We start from the raw sequence: 16,929 nt of genomic DNA on the forward strand, positions 1-16,929 counted from the left end.
AGAGGCATTAAAATGAAGTTATCGACAACACCAGCGCAAGATGGCTTCTATTTTCCGGCTGAGTTTCAGCCGGTTAGTGAAGTTTGGCTAGCGTGGCCAGAAAGGAAAGACAACTGGCGTGATGACGCATTACCCGCGCAAGAAACCTTTGCCAGAATCGCGAACTTAATCGCGGATGTGACCAATGTGTGCGTGGCGGTATGCACGCACAACTTTGATCGAGCGCGTCAAATGCTCCACTCAGACGTACGTTTGGTGGAAATCCCATTTAACGATGCGTGGATGCGAGACATCGGGCCGACCGTGCTTGTTAACCAAGCGGGCGAGCGCCGTGGGATTAGTTGGCAATTTAACGCGTGGGGCGGCGAATACAACGGGCTTTACGATAACTGGCAGCAGGACGACCTTGTAGCTGGCTCGGTGTGCGACATCATCGGTATTGATTATTACCGCGCACCGTTTGTACTTGAAGGTGGGGCGATTCACACCGATGGTGAAGGCACGCTTTACACCACAGAAGAGTGCTTACTCAGCCCAGGACGTAATCCGCAGTTGAGCAAAGCGCAAATCGAAGAGCAGTTAAAGGCCTACCTCGGTATCGAAAAAGTCATTTGGTTGCCAAATGGTTTATTCAATGACGAAACAGACGGCCATATCGACAACCTGATGCACGTTATCGCACCGGGTAAAGTGGTACTAAGTTGGACCGATGACCCAAGCGATCCGCAATACGCGTTATCTCGTCAAGCGGAACAAGTACTGAAATCTCAGCACGATGCGAGAGGGCGCGAGATTGAAATTGTCCGTTTGCCATTACCGGGTCCGTTGCATTACAGCGAGCGCGAAGCCAATGGCATTGACGCCAGTTCAGGAATGAGTCGACAAGCTGGCGAACGCCTAAGTGCCTCTTATGCGAACTTTCTTATCGTCAACGAGCATGTGTTCTTGCCGATGCTGGACGAAGAGACCGACGCTATGGCGATCGATATTTTGCAAAACGCGATGCCGGAATACCAAATCATCGCGATACCGTCGAGAGAGGTTCTACTCGGCGGAGGGAACATTCACTGTATTACGCAGCAGATCCCTGCTTAAACATAAACTCGCCGCTGGCTTAGCGGCGATGATGAGTTGTCAAAAGGAATGACCATGCAACAGATACAAAACCAAAGCCTTGTTTCGTTTATGGTAGCGAATCCACAACAGGGCATTGCAGTGACTAATCCGGCGACCGGAGAACTCCTCGGGTACGCACCAGTCTCAACCGAAAACGACATTTTAAATGGCATTGAACGTGCCAGTGTGGCGCAGAAAGAATGGGCGGCACTGCCAGCAAAAACGCGTGCTGGCATGCTCAATCGTTGGTTCCAACTCCTGCTAGAAAACAAAGCCGACCTTGGCCGTTTGATGACGTTAGAGCAAGGTAAGCCGCTAGCGGAAGCTCAAGGTGAAGTGCTTTACGGTGCAAGCTTTATCGAATGGTTTGCTGAAGAAGCGAAACGTACCTACGGTGAGACGATTCCTGCGCCAAGTGCAGACAAGCGTTTGGTTACTATCAAACAGCCAATTGGTGTTGCCTGTGCGATTACGCCTTGGAACTTCCCAATTGCGATGATCACGCGCAAAGCAGGGCCAGCTTTAGCGGCAGGCTGTAGCTTTGTGGTGAAGCCATCTGAATCTACGCCGCTGTCTGCGTTTGCGGTCGCAGAGCTTGCCTATCAAGCGGGTATCCCACGCGATGTGCTGCAAGTGGTTCTCGGTGAAAATTCACGTCAGGTAGGCGCTATTTTCACTTCGCATCCGTTGATTCGCAAGTTGTCTTTCACTGGCTCTACCCAAGTTGGTAGTGTGCTGATGCAGCAAAGCGCGGCGGACATTAAACGTACCTCAATGGAGCTCGGTGGCAACGCGCCGTTTATCGTATTTGATGATGCCGACATTGATGCAGCCGTGGCGGGTGCGATGGCGTCGAAATTCCGTAACGCAGGTCAAACGTGTGTGTGTGCGAATCGTTTCTACGTACATAGCAAAGTGTATGACGAGTTTGTTGCTAAGTTCGACGCTGCGGTTCAGCAGCTCAAAGTTGGTAACGGATTGGAAGAGGGGGTCAACATTGGTCCAGTGATCAGCGAGTCAGCGAAGCAAGGCATTCAAGCGTTGATCGATGGTGCTATCGAGCAAGGTGCGAAGCCGGTTTCAGAACTTAAAAAGCTCGATGGTCTATTTATGCAGCCAGTGGTTCTCAAAGACGTTACTCACGACATGAAGATTGTCTCTGAGGAAATCTTTGGCCCTGTCGCGCCAGTGATTCGTTTTGACAGCGACGAACAGCTGATCGAAATGGCGAACGACACCATCTACGGCCTTGCGTCGTACTTCTACAGCCAAAACATTCACCGTGTTTGGAAAATCGCAGAAGCGCTCGAATACGGCATGGTCGGCATTAACGAAGGTATGATCTCTACTGAAGTGGCTCCTTTCGGTGGTGTTAAGCAGTCCGGTATCGGACGTGAAGGTGCAAAACAAGGTATCGATGAATACATGGACGTGAAATATCTCTGCTTTGGCGGCAACTAATTAAGGACAAAACAATGACAAACCAACAACTACACGAAAGAAGAAGCCAAGTTATCGCTCAAGGCATGGGCGCACTGTACCCGCTTTACGTCGAGAAAGCTGAAAACGCTTACGTATGGGATATCGAAGGCAACAAATACATCGACTTTGCAGCGGGCATCGCGGTAACTAACACCGGGCATTCTCACAAACGTATCAGTGAAGCGGTAAAAGCTCAGTTGGACAACTTCTCGCACACGTGTGCGATGGTTACGCCATACGCGTCATTCGTAGAGCTGGCTGAAAAGCTGACAGAACTTGCACCAGGTGAGACTAAGAAGAAAGCGATCTTTCTAACCACTGGCGCCGAGGCGGTCGAAAATGCCGTAAAAGTGGCACGCGCTCATACAGGCCGTAGCGGCGTGATAGCGTTTAAAGGCGGCTTTCACGGTCGCACAAATATGACGATGGGGTTAACCGGTAAAGTTGCGCCGTACAAAGCAGGCTTTGGTCCTTTCCCAAATGAAATCTACCACGCGCCATACCCAAATGCGTTCCACGGCATCAGTGTGGCGCAAAGCTTACAAGCGATCGACGATCTATTTGCTTGCGATATTGAACCTTCGCGCGTTGCGGCGATCATCTTCGAGCCAGTGCAAGGTGAGGGCGGCTTCTACAAAGCACCTGAAGCGTTTGCACAAGGCTTACGTCAGCTGTGTGATAAGCACGGTATCATGTTGATTGCCGATGAAATCCAAACGGGTTTTGCTCGTACCGGTAAAATGTTTGCAACAGAGTACCTAGGCATTGAACCAGACCTAATGACAATGGCGAAAGGCATTGCTGGTGGTTTCCCAATCTCAGCGGTAGTTGGGAAAGCGGATGTGATGGACTCTGCACTACCCGGTGGTTTAGGTGGCACTTATGCGGGCTCTCCACTTGGTTGTGTTGCTGGTCTTGAAGTGCTGAAAATTATCGAAGAAGAAGATTTGTGTGCTAAAGCGATGGGCATTGGTGAAGTGGTCAATGCACGTATGACCAAACTGCAACAATCTGTGCCTGCTATTGGTGAAATCCGTACCACGGGTGCAATGATGGCGATTGAGTTTACTGACCCAGAATCAGGCAAACCACTGCAAGAGATGACCAAAGCGGTGATTTCTAAAGCGCAAGAAAACGGCCTTATTCTGCTTTCTTGTGGAGTAAAAGCGAACGTGATTCGTCTGTTACCTCCACTGACCATCGAATCTGACGTACTGAACGAAGGCTTAGATAAATTGGAAAAAGTGATTCTTGAAGTGGCGTAATTCACGCGCTTTTAAATAGCAATAACAAATCAAGGAAGCGGTTGGCATCAATCGTTTCCTTTTTATTTTTTAGCGTATCTGCTGCCTATCTAAAAAGTATTGCTCAAGCTCCAAGTCGTCACTTTTATTACGGATGACTTAACAATTGGGCTCGTTCTTACTTTCCACTTAGTCGCTACTTTGTTCTCCTCGAATGTGGTTTGGTGCTCGCATTCTAAATCCCGACATCTGAAAGCCACTTGAGTCTATAATTTTATTGAGCGTCATTCCTCACTTTTTGGACTATAAAAATGAGATAGTATTCATATCCCACTTAGGTTGCTTGTCAGATTAGCAGGACGAACTTTGATAACAAAGAATACAAGGTATGCCATTTTACTCGGCTTAGTTCCCATCGCCATATTTGTAGTGGCCTTTCATTCGATAACCAACTTTTACGTCAACTCGGTAAAAGCGTCGAAAATAGATGCTTACGTAGAATATTTAAATCAAAGGTCTGCCTATTTGGACAGAGCAATAGTGAAGCAGATTGCTCAGTTAGATTTTACTTGTAGTGATAGTGATGTAAGAACTTTACGCGACCCACGTTTTTATAACCGTTACATTCGTTTTATTGCGATGACCACAGAAGGCGGAAAAACGTGTTCCACGGTTGGTAGTGAAGTGTCTCGCCCATCTAGTAGTGAACGATTTCAGATGGATGAGAACTTTTTCGCATCACTCATTTTGCCGCAACAGAATGACCAAATAGAGTGGATGGTCATTTATGATAATGAACACGTTGAAGTCTTCTGGGTACTTGATAACAGTTGGGTTAACGAGGTAATAAAAACGCCTTGCAAAGACTGCCTATTTGTAGAGTTTAAGTATGATGAACCAATATTTGGTGATTTAACGATAAGCCGTGGCAAAGCGAATATTGCAGGAGAAGAAAACGCACTGTCAAAAGAGTTCTTCTTTTCAGGAGAGTCTCAAGCCAACATGCTCATCAAGATATACAGCGGTGAAAAACTTAAAAATTATGCTCAGGAAAGAGTACTTTTGTGGGGCGGTCTTGTAAGTGTGCTTGCTGGTCTTGTGACTGCCTTTGCATACATATCTGGTAAAAGCTTGAGAAAATCCATTACAGGTCTAATTGAAAATGGGATTAGTAATACAGAATTTATTCCTTACTACCAGGCGATTGTCGATAGTCGCGATGGTAAGACAGTAGGATATGAAGCTCTGATTCGATGGTCGCGACGTGATGGAATGGTGCCACCAAATATGTTTATTGGTGCTGCAGAAGAAAGTGGCCTGATTATCCCGATGACCAATCAGCTTATTCGTAAAATCATACAAGACTTAAGTGACTTGCCCGAGCATACGTGGGTCAGCATCAATATTGTTTCCTCCCATTTAGAGTCAGGCGTATTAACGAAGTTGCTGTCGGAGTTAAATTGGCCAATCTCGAATAGAATTCATTTTGAGTTGACCGAGAGAATACCAGTAAAAGACACTGAGGCCGCGAAAAAAGAGATTTTGTATTTAACGAATAAAGGCTACAAGTTCAAAATTGACGATTTTGGTACCGGATATGGTGGCTTTTCTTACCTACAAGATTTGGGCATCCGGTGTGTAAAAGTGGATAAGATGTTCATTGATCCAATAGGATCTGACGATCAAAAGTTGAAAGTGCTGGACTCAATTGTGTCTGCAGCGAACAAAGCGGAATGTGAGATGATTGCAGAAGGTGTAGAGAGCCAGGCTCAAGTCGAATATCTGGCTCAGCATGCGATTTACCTTATTCAAGGTTATGTTTACGCTAAACCAGAGCCCCTGACTAACCTTGCAAGCGCTTAACAGCCATAATGTCAAAACGTACCGTTTTAAAGGTGTCAGTTGCCTAGGTTAGCGCTGATTTCTGCTGATGGGGTTACACTTGAGGATTCCTAACACTCTCATTACTTCTAGAGTGTTAGGAATTAACGTTACTTAGGAGGAGAGTGCGGCTCTTTTCGTTTTGATTGACGTAATGAGCTGAGGTAGTAATGACATTACGATCATTCCTAGCATTAAGCTGTATTGCAGAGGAGTGAACGTTTCCCCCAATAGCAGTAGGCCCGAAACAATGCCTGCGACTGGGTTTGCAATACCACCAAAGGTAAAATCTACGACCGACATCCGCTGTAATAACCATACATACATGCCATACCCTAATGCGGTGTTCAGAATAATTACCCACAGTAACCCTAGAATATTCGTCATGGATACGTCCTGAACGACCGTAACATATGGCTCTGGATTGTTTATCGCCAGCACACTTGTTGCGATAGACATAATCACGCCACCCAAAATGAGCTGCCATGTTAACACTGTCCACCAGTGCATTTTTGTACCTAGTGACTTTGTTACGCTACTTCCTATCACGATGCACATAATGGCGGAGATCATCGCAAGTAAGCCCACGGGTTCGAGAGAAATAGAGCTAGGATCAAATAAGAACCAAGCTAAAGCAATCAAAGTTGCGCCGCTTATAGCTTGAATGCCACTAGGCTGACGTTTGTAGACCGCCCAACCAAACAGCATCGCAAAAACGGGGACCGAAACCATACCAACACCAGAGATGGCAGAAGGAAGCGTCAACGCCATGACAAAAATGAGACCAAAGAAGCAAGCGATGTTGATGGTTCCTAAAACAAGCAGCACCTTCCACTCACTTCTTTTCGGAAACGAGGGCTTTATTGCCAGCAACAAAAGACCCGCAGGCAGTGCCCTTAGAGCGCCAAGTAAAACGGGAGGCCAGTTCGGTAGAGTAAACTGAGTAACAGCGTAAGTCGTCCCCCAAAAAAAGGCAGGAATCATCGCAAGTAAAATGTTCATGTTAAATATCTTTATGTAGAGATAATTAAATGTAACGATATCGGCAAGGTGGCTTTTTGTAAAGTATCTTTATGTTAAAATAAAAAATATATGATGTTTGGAGAGAAATAATGGATGCAATTGATAGAGTGGTAGAGCAGTGGGCTAGGGAGAAGCCAGACCTCGACACTGAACCGATGGCAATAATGGGTCGACTAATGCGAATTGCAAAACACATGGAATCTAGGGTCGCCGAGCTACATAAGAAGTACGATCTGAAAATGGGTGAATTTGATGTGTTAGCGACACTGCGTCGAGCTGGTTCACCATATTGTCTTACTCCCTCAGCGTTAATAGAGTCGATGATGCTCACTTCGGGTGCGATGACTAATCGCTTAGATAAACTAGAGAAGAAAGGGTTTATCACCAGAACCCATAGTAAAGAAGACCGACGTAGCGTCACCGTTGAACTAACAGGGCAAGGCTTAACCTTAATTGACAAGCTAATTTTGGAGCATGTAGACGTTCAGCAATCGTTATTGCATGGTTTAGAAGGCAATGAAAAAGAGCAGGTTAACCAGGCGTTAAAATTGCTATTGCCACAATTTGAATGAGAACGCAGAAGGAGGCAGGGGATATGAAAAGCAAAGAACTAGAACAATACTTAAGTACCTTCATGTGTGCAGAAAGCGATTTCCCATTTGGGCCTGAAGCGCTTGTATACAAAATCAAAGGCAAGATGTTTGCCATCATTGCAGAGAGAAACGGTCGGGAGTATGTCAGCGTAAAAGTAAAACCAGAAGATGGAGAAGTCTTAACGTCGCAGTTTACGGATATTATCCCGGGTTATCACTTAAATAAGCGTCATTGGATAACGGTTTATTTTAACGGTGATGTCGAGGATGGGTTGATTCAAGACTTGTGTGAACGCTCTTATGCTCTTGTCGTTGCCAAGCTGCCGAAAGCACAACGAGCGTTGCTTGGTGAGTAATCGGCAACGCACTGGCCTCTGTTGTTTTGTCGCTCGTTGCTCGTAGCCTTTACGGAAAAATTCGCACCTTTATCATCCTCGGGCTATATAAGAATAAGAAGGTGGAAAAGGGGAATGATATGCGAGCATTATCTGAATGGCTAAAAGAATACGGGGAGAGTCACCAAAACCCTATCAACCAAAAGATTCACACAATCGCAGTTCCAGGTATTTACCTTTCTGTGGTTGGACTTATTTGGTCGATTCCCCAGATTTCATTATTAGGCTTCGAACTTAATTGGGTTTGGGTAGCAGTGATCCCCACTTGGGTTTTCTATTTTCGTTTGTCTCTGAGCGTATTCATGATGATGATCGGCTACACATTAGCGTGCATTGGCCTTATTTGGTCTCTAGAGGTATTGATGTTGCCCGTTCTGCATATTTCTATGCTCTTGTTTGGCGTATTGTGGATATTGCAATTTATCGGTCACAAGATTGAAGGTAAAAAACCGTCGTTTTTTGAGGATTTACAGTTTCTACTCATCGGCCCGATTTGGGTGTTCAGAAAACACTAGCGATAAGCAAAATCAGACATCATCCGAATGACACAAGACATATAACGTTCAGAGATTATGTAGCTCTTACTACAGAATACCTCTCCTTCTTATTGCCACGATAAGCATTCACTTTAGATACGCACTATGATTAAAGAGGTGCCAACGCACTTTACGCTATCGAGATACTTAAACTTACGGCAAGTTTACTTTAGGGGGATGAATGTACGACCGACAATATAAATATGCCTATTGGAGAGAAGAGCGTAAAAAAGGCAAATGGCACTATATATTAAAGTCCTTCTTTATGATTTGTTGTGCATTACTGCTTGGTAAAGTCATCGGTTTGTTCATTTTTGGAGAGCTGCATTCTTTAAGCGACATTTGGGAACAACTCCCTGCGGATGTTTTTATTATGATGCTCGTGGGCTTCCCAATTAGTGTCCTTGGTTGGTACCACGAAGAGTCAAAGTTTTTCCGGGCACTGCGACGCAAAGAAAAGCGGTTAAAAGGCAATCAAAACAAACCGAAATAGAGTAACCTTTGTCTCTGTTTGGATTGCCACTTACCTATCTGATCGATTCTATCCCTTCCAGTCGTTTAGCGTTTAGTTACGTGTTGCAAAAAACCTTCTTAATACAACAGCCCCCAGTGTTGTGGAAATTGGTACTGTAAGAAACATTAAAAAACGAAGTTGAGCATTAGCGTATAAAGGCTCGCACTGTCATCCTTTGGGGCTGATGAAAACGCGCCAGAGCTATTATTGTAGGCGTTGAACCTTTGCCATTCTGCGTTCAGGGAAACGTTGTAATCTAGGTCGTATCTCAACCCGAGTAAGAAACTGTCTCCACTTTTTTTATCCCGACTATTAAACTGCTGACCGTAAACAATATAAGGAGTCAGCTTGTTTACATTATAACTTGTTGTCGCGTACCAAGATGAGGAAAGATTGCTGGTCTGTCCTTCTGCCATAATCACAATGTTATCGAGCTCGTATCTTAACCCTAGAGAAAACAGATCGATCGTGTTGTTTTTTTCTGTTTCAACTAGACGGTCAATGATTGTGGTTCCGCCACCGGGAGTGGATTGCTCAATGTTAGAGAGCGTCGTTGTTTGATCATAATCGCCGTGGAGGTAGGAAAAATACCAACGATAACTCTCTCCGCTTAGCGTTAAGTTCATCCCTGCAGTATTGTTTGACTCAATTTCCAATTCAGTACGTTCATTGATGGTTACGTCACTATTGTCTTTAAACCCGACAAACGGCATGGCGGTAAGTACGGTTTGCTCATTAAGGTCATGAATCCAGCGTGCAGATAGGCCGTTATAAGCCGTGATACCTAGAATGCTGTCATATACCTCATTCGGTGGGCGGGCTTGGGTAAAAGCGTGGCCGACATAGTTGTACTCAGACATCAAAAACAGTGGCAGTCTTAAGCGTCCTCCTCGTATTTCTATGTTTTTATAGGTATAAGCCAAATACGCCCACTCGAGCTGAGGCGAGCTCCAATGGTCTTGCGGGCGCTTTACGACTTGTGCGGATGCCCGAAATGCCTTGTGAAAATAATCGAGCTGCATGCCGAAAGTGGTATCGCAATCGAAACAAGATTCATCGCCAATAAAGCGGTTAACTAGTACCGTAGTTGGATTATCGGATTTTGCCCACGACGTAGAGCCAAAACCACTTAAAGAAAGTTGTTCTGTTATTTCAATCGTGGCTGAGCTCGGAAAGGTCGCGATACTCAGCGATAACATGGTTAAATATTTTTTCATATCAATTCTCCGAGCTAACCACACATAAAACATGAGCATTACTAGGGACGCTCGATGTTGGGGCATAACCAATTCTATTCGGCTTCTCTTGCATCCATGCTATGAGGTCATCAATGCTGGAGCGTGCAATCACTTTTGGCGGTCTAGCTTTACCTGAAAAAGACAAGCTTGCCCAATGCGCGTTCATTTGCGCTAAATTTTTGTTGAGAAGATAACGATAGAACTCAGCTCTTTCTGTTGATGTCGCAGGCCAGTCAGAGAGTTCAATTCGCTGGCCTTGTAAAAGTTGCGTCTTCCCTCTGTACAACTTTCGCGCTTTATTGACAGTGAGCGGAGAGAATTCGTCATTAAATGAGAAAACGGCGTAGCTCTCCGCAGCGAGAGCTTGGCAATTTAATGAAAGAAGGGCAATCAGAATAAACAGATAGCGTTTTATGTAACGCAAAGGAAAAGCAACGCGAGAATGATTTCTACTCATAGAATCCACCTACATTGCTTGTTCAATTTGATACAACAGTTTTTCTTTGCGCACAGGCTTTGGTACGTAGGCATCCATTCCTGAATCAAAGCAGCGTTGAATATCATCATCAACGACGCTTGCTGTTAATGCGATAATGGGCGTCTTAGCTAATCCTTTACTCGCTTCATAAGCTCTAATTTGCCTAGAAGCTTCAAACCCATCCATTATGGGCATCATGCAATCCATCAAAATAACATCAAACTTTCCATCTTTTTGGAACATTTCGACTGCAATTTGTCCGTTTTCTGCGACTTCGAATTGATAGCCTGCTTTAGATAGCAATAGAGAAGCCACTTTCTGGTTCACTCTATTATCTTCGACAAGCAAGATGCGTTCGGAGCGAATAGGCGTTACCGTTGCTTCTGGTTGCTCAGAACTTGCAGGTAGTTCATGAGTTTTATCGGGGGTGGTGTTCTCTTGGTGTGGTTCAGCAGGCGTCGTGTTGGAAACACGTAACCCAATTGCCTTATCTAACTTCTCTTTAAGCAACCCTGCTTTAAATGGTTTGGGCACATAGTCATCCATTCCAACGTCAAAGCATTTTTGTATATCGTCATCGACCACACTTGCCGTTAGAGCAATAATCGGAATTCTGAAAGCGCGTTTTTCTTTTACTTCTATTTGACGAATTATTTGGGTGGCTTCAAATCCATCCATTACGGGCATCATGCAGTCCATTAAAATTAGGCTGTATTGATTCTGTTGAAATTTCTCAACCGCTTCTTGTCCGTTTACAGCGACATCAAATTCGAAGCCAGCTTTTGTGACGTGTAGCCCCGCGATTTTTTGATTGACCGTATTGTCATCAACGACCAAAATTTTCGGCAGAGATTTAACATGTTGCGCTGAAGTGCTCTCTTGTTGTGCGTGCGAGAAATTTGCCGCACAACTTTCAAGTGCTTTAATTAAGCGCTGCCCTAGTAGTGGCTGAGTGACCAAGGCGCTGATACTGTTTCTAAAGTCGAATTGTGGGCTATGAAGGTGCTTGATGAGGCAGACACGAATGTTTCGTTTACAAAGGCTTTCTATCTCATCGATATGCATCGCCGCTGCATTTGGTGATGCTTCTACATGAATAACGATAACGCGCTCGTTATCAATCCACGTTGGCAACGCACTTAAGGTATCTACTGACTGCGTTATATTGATGTTGAAAAAACTTAACTCGTTACGCAGTTTTTGTTCTAGTTGAGTACTGCTGCATACAATCCATATATCGTTGTGATTCAGAGCGTGATAAGCGTTAAACTCTTGCGTCACAACAGGAGCAGTTAGTTCAAAGAAGAAGCGACTGCCTTTACCTTTCTCGGATTCAAGTTGAATTTCTCCACCCATTAGCTCAACTAATTGCGTGCTAATGGCAAGCCCAAGTCCAGTTCCCCCAAATTGTCGGGTAGTAGAGTTATCCTCTTGGGCAAATGGAGCAAATATTTTCTTTTGCTGCTGGGCATCAATACCAATTCCAGAATCTTTAACGGAAAACTCGATGACCGCTTCACCATTTTTAATTTCGCGGGTGATGACCGATAGCTCTACACTGCCTTGTTCGGTAAATTTTACCGCGTTAGACATGAAGTTCATGACAACTTGGCGTATACGATGGTCATCCAACATTACGTGGTAAGGCGTGTTACGGCTAATGTTGACTTGCACATCGATGCCTTTTTCCTTTGCTTTCGGTGAAATGATAGAAGCAATGTCATAGATAGACTCTCGAACACAAGTTGAATGTGGGCTAATGAGCAACATCCCAGATTCAATTTTTGAGAAGTCTAGAACGTCATTAATTAAACTCAAAAGCAGTTGGGAGGAGGTTTCAATCGTGTCGACGTAATCGCGTTGTGTGGCAGTCAGGGAAGTATCGGATAAGACTTCAGAAATACCAATAACGCCATTTAGCGGCGTGCGGATCTCGTGGGACATGTTGGCCAAAAAGCTACTTTTGGCTTTACTCGCCTTAATTGCATCATCTTTTGCTTGTTCTGCATCTTCTTTAGCTTGTGTGAGCTTTAGTCTGGACAACATCCGCTCATCACTAAGCTTTTTTACCTCTCGAGCAAACTTACTCAGCTCGTCTTTACCCTTTATTAGTTGAGCAAGAGGTGAATTTTCAGTGTTACTTTGTTCATTGCTTTCGTTACTGAGAAATTTGAGGACTAGATTCAAGTTTCCAGTAACTTTTCGCACCAATCTTAATGTTAAACTTACGACCAACAGCGTTAAAAGGCTCATCATTGCGATAAAGGTAAAGCGGTGCTGTGTCGTCGTGTTGATTGTCTTTGATATATCATCACTCAGCTGCTGTTCCATTTTGTCGTCAACACTTTGTAATAACGATAAGCGTTTGTTGAGTGCAGATAACCCCGCATCAATCTCATCCGGGGTTAATGATTTGAGTTGAGTTGGTTGCAATAAATAGGCACGAAACTCTTGGCTTTTGATAAAGACTTCACCCGTAAACGTCTCAATGAGCAGATCTACTTGTTGTTGATTGGCATTTAGCGTCACAAAACGCTCTAGAAATAGTTGTTGGTTCTGGATTAAAGATTGGATAGAAGCCTGTGTTGTGAGGTCATACTCGTTATTTTCCTCTGAAGATCGAATCAAATATTCGCTTAATCTATGCTCTTCAGTGGACCAAAACATCAACCATTCAAGTTGCATCAAAGAAGAAAGGTGAGTGTTTGTTTCATAACTCACATTTCTAAAATAGACTTTGTCTAAGCTCATGAGGATTTCTTTGAACGTATCAGCGCGCCACTCTGCCGCATCTAACTTTTCTTCTTGATTTTGCGAAGAGAGCATCGAGAGGGTTGCTTCCTCAAAGCTTGTCAACTGGTTTAGTATCTCAGCGTTTTCACCGAATACTGGTGCAGCGGTGTCGCGTAACAATTGAGATATCTGCTGAGTTTTTAGTTGCTTATCTATTACATCAGGGTTATTCGGTAGGTGATAAAGCGAAGATACGCGGTCGATGTAGACAGAGAATAACTGTGCTTTTTGTAGTTCCTGAGCCTGGATAGAAAGGCTTTGTACATGTTTACCCGCGAGGACAAGCAACAATAAAATTGGCAGCAAAACCAACCCAAATAGCTTTTGTTTTACCGACAGGTTGTTCCAAGAAAAGATTCCTACCACGCGCATTTCCATATCCAAGAAGTTGATATGAAAAGTGTAGTTTATTTATCTCAGATGTTAGATTTTAAGAGAAAATTCATATTAATGAGGTGGGGGAAGTGTGACCGATATTGCATTACGAGTACTAACGCGCTAAGCGGCAATAGTTAACAAAACGGCGTTCTAAGCAAAGTGATTGACGCTTTGAGCGCCACTCCCTCGTTGGTATTCAAATGCAATCAATTCCTCAGCAGGTACAGGTCTACCTAAGAAAAAACCTTGTACGACGTCACAGTGGAGAGACTCCATTCGTGTGAGTTGAGTTTGAGTTTCTACGCCTTCGGCTACTACTTTCATTCTTAGGTTGTGAGCCATGGATACAATCGCGCGAACTAATGAATCGTCTTGATCGCTTTTTCGGATTTGAGCGATAAATGAACGATCAATCTTGAGCCCGTCAAAAGCCATATGTTGTAGGTAGGCAAGGGCTGAATACCCCGTACCAAAGTCATCTAGCCAAACTTCCACTCCGATACTTTGTAGTTTTTTAAGCACATATTGAGCTTTCTCTGTATCATCAATAAAAAGTGACTCTGTCACTTCAACATGAATGGTTTGAGGGGCGACATCATGTCGTCGTAAATACTTAGAAAATAATTGACTTAAATCTTGGCGATAGATTTGTCTTGGGGACAAGTTTAATGCTATGTGAAAATCAGTACCGAAATGTTCTGCCCACATTGCCCGCTGAGCAACTGCCGTCTCAATGATATGTTCTCCAAGCTCCAATATTAAATCACTTTGCTCTGCGATCGGGATAAACGATTCTGGACTGATATAGCCTTTCTCGGGATGATTCCACCTAACCAATGCTTCGACCCCAATTAGGCGATAGGTTTTTAGATCAAATTGTGGTTGATACCACAGCTCGAATTGAGACAAGTCACGTACTGAACGACGCAGTTCTCGTTCTATGTATAAACGTTGTTTAATCGTTTCATCAAACGTGGAATCGTATATCGTCATAATGTCTTTACCGCGTCTTTTAGATTCCTGCGCCGCAAGAGAGGAAAGCTGTAAAAGAGACTCAGCGTTTGAACCAAATTCTGGATACACAGCAATTCCGAGGCTTGCCGTAATTTGAATATCGTTCTCTTCCAAACTAAAGGGAGAGAGTAGTTGGCGATGAATAGCGTGCGCTTTTTCTGTAGCTTCATGATTGTCCGAGCACGGAAAGGCCAGTACAAATTCATCCGCACCTACTCGACTTACGATGGTAGAAAGGCGGTAAAGCGGCTTAAAATAACTCGGCAAACGGCCTTGAAGCTCTGAGGCAAGATGGCCTAGCAATTTATCCCCAATGTTATGTCCATAGTTATCGTTAATGTGCTTAAAGTCATCCAAGTCAATAAACACAACCGCGAGTGAGGGGGATTTGTGGTCAGTTATTTGCGTTTGAATATCAATGAGTAACTTTTCTCGGTTTGGCAGGGAAGTCAGAATATCGTGGTACGCCATGAACTCAACTCGGCTGGTGTATCGGTTCACTTTGTTTGACATTTTGTTGTACGCCGAAATAAGTTCTCCCACTTCATCTTTGCTTTGTATGTCGGTGACTGGCAGCGCTTGGGTATTTGACTCTGAAAATTGATCTTTTAGTTGCTTGAGTGGCTTAGTTAACGACCGCCCCAAAGCATAAGCGATGATGCTACCGAATAGAACGGATATCCCACTGATCGTTAGCAGCAAGTTAAACATCTTCTGTTTATCGTTTGAGGTAATCGCTTGGACTTGTTCAATGTTCTGTTCTTTCTCTTCCAGTAGATGTATCAAGTTAAGCTCAAGATATACCGCCCCAAGAGTAATATTTGATTGCTGAATCGGCGCTGCGATCTCCAACTGATGCTTGGAAAAGGAAACGAGAGTTCTGGATTCTTCTATTGCTTTCAAAATAAAAGGAGAGCGGTAATGAGGTTGGGCAAACATCCTTAGCTGAGTAGTGCCGTCGTGAAAGATTAGCCCTTCATTGTCAACAACATGTATTTTCGAGACATCTGGCTGGCTCAATGTTGCCTTAATTTGCTCATACGCTTGACTGATATTGTCTGTATAGAGTGGATCAAAAAGCTGTTTTGATAATAGCTCTGCATAAACCAACCCTTTTTGCTTAACGTAAGATTCTGTTTTTTCTTGAGAGTTGTTCGTGATTTGTTGAGTTAAGCTATTTGAATACGCATCGTAACCGTGCATGTATAACGCAAGATTTATCACCACAACAAACAAGACAACGAATATTGTCGAGCAAATATATTTGGTTTCGAGTGAGAGCTTTTGAAACATCAATCCACCTTCGGTAACAAGTGAACTGACTTGCGCACTGTACTTAAGGAGGCTCGCATTTCTGGAGTAAGCGCGCTGAATTTTTTGGTGTTCTGAAACTTTTTAAGTGCGAGAGAGCCTTCGTGAGTTGTATCCATATCAAGCAGTATGGACGTGATTTTACGCTGTTGCTCTAGGCTCATGCTTGGAGAAGCGAGAATCAAATCCCTGGGTATTTCAACAGAACGAGAAAAAATCGCTAGTTTGTCTTTCATGTTCTCTGGCAAATCTTTGGGATTGTTCCAGTTGAAGTTACTGAATGCTCCTGCTGCAACTCTCTGTTTATATACCCATACAGATAGGTTGATTTCATTTGACTGAGCGAGTTGCTCATCAAGGAATAAATAACCAATACTGTCTTTGGCCGGTTTGTCATCAGGAGAGGGAAGGTATTGCAGTTTTTCTCCGTGATTCAGCAATGTAATCGCAGGTAGGTAATAGCTGCTGGTAGACGTACGCTTTTCGAAAACAAGCGTTTTTCCGCGCAGGTCAGAAAGTGACTCAATGCCACTCTCTTTATTAGTAAAGAACACCGTATGATATTTTTGCAGGCCTTTTTTCCATCGTATAGCAAGAACTTGGCTATTAGACTCCTTTTCTAAGGTCATCGCATTAAAGGGGGTCGCCGTTGCAATTTGAACGGTGCCATTTTCAAGCGCAACCGCGAGCTGACGATAATTTTTAAATACCTTTACCGCCCCTTTTGCGTAACCATATTCAGCCATATTTTCAGTTACATACTGAGTAAGGGGCGTCGCTTTTTTGATTTTGCTTTGGGCTTTATTGGACACAATGCCAAATGTGAATGTTTTCTCAATATTTTCTTGTGCACTGACGACAAAAGGTGAACTCAGCAAAGTGAGTAATAACAGAGTGCAGGCAGGTTTCATCCGGCTTCAACTTCCTTCTGGT

The 16,929-nt window shown here is 44.0% G+C and carries 14 protein-coding genes; 8 read left to right on the plus strand and 6 right to left on the minus strand.

All coding sequences use genetic code 11. From position 1 onward, the window contains the following. Positions 1 to 12 precede the first annotated feature (12 nt). From aguA to R8O70_RS15955, 4 genes are all read left to right on the plus strand, one after another. A complete protein-coding gene (gene aguA, locus R8O70_RS15940) occupies positions 13 to 1,095 on the plus strand; it encodes an agmatine deiminase (RefSeq protein WP_318184254.1) in 1,083 nt (360 codons plus the stop codon). Positions 1,096 to 1,149: 54 nt separating this feature from the next. Then, on the plus strand, positions 1,150 to 2,577 hold the full coding sequence (locus R8O70_RS15945; protein ID WP_213898260.1) for an NAD-dependent succinate-semialdehyde dehydrogenase: 1,428 nt from the start codon (positions 1,150 to 1,152) through the stop codon (positions 2,575 to 2,577). A gap of 14 nt (positions 2,578 to 2,591) precedes the next feature. Continuing rightward, positions 2,592 to 3,863, plus strand: a complete 1,272-nt coding sequence (gene gabT / locus R8O70_RS15950) for a 4-aminobutyrate--2-oxoglutarate transaminase (RefSeq protein ID WP_318184255.1) — start codon at positions 2,592 to 2,594, stop codon at positions 3,861 to 3,863. Positions 3,864 to 4,208: 345 nt separating this feature from the next. After that, complete coding sequence (locus R8O70_RS15955; protein ID WP_242013338.1) at positions 4,209 to 5,705, plus strand: EAL domain-containing protein; 1,497 nt, start codon at positions 4,209 to 4,211, stop codon at positions 5,703 to 5,705. A gap of 132 nt (positions 5,706 to 5,837) precedes the next feature. Here R8O70_RS15955 and R8O70_RS15960 read toward each other — a convergent pair whose 3' ends face one another. Beyond that, a complete protein-coding gene (locus R8O70_RS15960; RefSeq protein WP_167415169.1) occupies positions 5,838 to 6,725 on the minus strand; it encodes a DMT family transporter in 888 nt (295 codons plus the stop codon). A 110-nt stretch (positions 6,726 to 6,835) separates the two neighbouring features. Here R8O70_RS15960 and R8O70_RS15965 point away from each other — a divergent pair, with 110 nt between their 5' ends. From R8O70_RS15965 to R8O70_RS15980, 4 genes are all read left to right on the plus strand, one after another. Next, positions 6,836 to 7,318: a MarR family winged helix-turn-helix transcriptional regulator gene (locus tag R8O70_RS15965; protein ID WP_005377802.1), complete on the plus strand. Its 483-nt coding sequence runs from the start codon at positions 6,836 to 6,838 to the stop codon at positions 7,316 to 7,318. Between the two features lie 23 nt (positions 7,319 to 7,341). Continuing rightward, positions 7,342 to 7,695 (plus strand): MmcQ/YjbR family DNA-binding protein, encoded by a 354-nt coding sequence (locus R8O70_RS15970; RefSeq protein WP_017633985.1) that lies wholly within the window; start codon positions 7,342 to 7,344, stop codon positions 7,693 to 7,695. A 119-nt stretch (positions 7,696 to 7,814) separates the two neighbouring features. Then, positions 7,815 to 8,249 carry a DUF962 domain-containing protein gene (locus R8O70_RS15975; protein ID WP_005377800.1) on the plus strand — a complete coding sequence of 145 codons (435 nt, stop codon included), beginning with the start codon at positions 7,815 to 7,817 and terminating at the stop codon, positions 8,247 to 8,249. A gap of 202 nt (positions 8,250 to 8,451) precedes the next feature. Continuing rightward, positions 8,452 to 8,763, plus strand: a complete 312-nt coding sequence (locus tag R8O70_RS15980; RefSeq protein WP_005377799.1) for a hypothetical protein — start codon at positions 8,452 to 8,454, stop codon at positions 8,761 to 8,763. Positions 8,764 to 8,909: 146 nt separating this feature from the next. Here the strand turns inward: R8O70_RS15980 and R8O70_RS15985 are convergent, their stop codons facing one another. The 5 genes from R8O70_RS15985 to R8O70_RS16005 all read right to left on the minus strand — a co-directional run bounded on the left by R8O70_RS15985 (position 8,910) and on the right by R8O70_RS16005 (position 16,907). Beyond that, positions 8,910 to 10,001 (minus strand): sulfate ABC transporter permease, encoded by a 1,092-nt coding sequence (locus R8O70_RS15985; RefSeq protein WP_167415170.1) that lies wholly within the window; start codon positions 9,999 to 10,001, stop codon positions 8,910 to 8,912. 1 nt (position 10,002) lies between these two features. Then, positions 10,003 to 10,479: a hypothetical protein gene (locus R8O70_RS15990; RefSeq protein WP_017633987.1), complete on the minus strand. Its 477-nt coding sequence runs from the start codon at positions 10,477 to 10,479 to the stop codon at positions 10,003 to 10,005. Between the two features lie 9 nt (positions 10,480 to 10,488). Then, complete coding sequence (locus R8O70_RS15995) at positions 10,489 to 13,665, minus strand: response regulator (protein WP_258481167.1); 3,177 nt, start codon at positions 13,663 to 13,665, stop codon at positions 10,489 to 10,491. 156 nt (positions 13,666 to 13,821) lie between these two features. Beyond that, positions 13,822 to 15,978 carry a GGDEF domain-containing phosphodiesterase gene (locus tag R8O70_RS16000; protein WP_258481166.1) on the minus strand — a complete coding sequence of 719 codons (2,157 nt, stop codon included), beginning with the start codon at positions 15,976 to 15,978 and terminating at the stop codon, positions 13,822 to 13,824. Further along, positions 15,978 to 16,907, minus strand: coding sequence for a phosphate/phosphite/phosphonate ABC transporter substrate-binding protein (locus R8O70_RS16005; protein ID WP_005385723.1), 930 nt, complete (start codon positions 16,905 to 16,907; stop codon positions 15,978 to 15,980). Before R8O70_RS16005 ends, R8O70_RS16000 begins: the two co-directional genes overlap by 1 nt. Positions 16,908 to 16,929 lie beyond the last annotated feature (22 nt).

The sequence above is a fragment of the Vibrio sp. 779(2023) genome (assembly GCF_033344285.1).
Taxonomy (GTDB): Bacteria; Pseudomonadota; Gammaproteobacteria; order Enterobacterales; family Vibrionaceae; genus Vibrio; species Vibrio alginolyticus.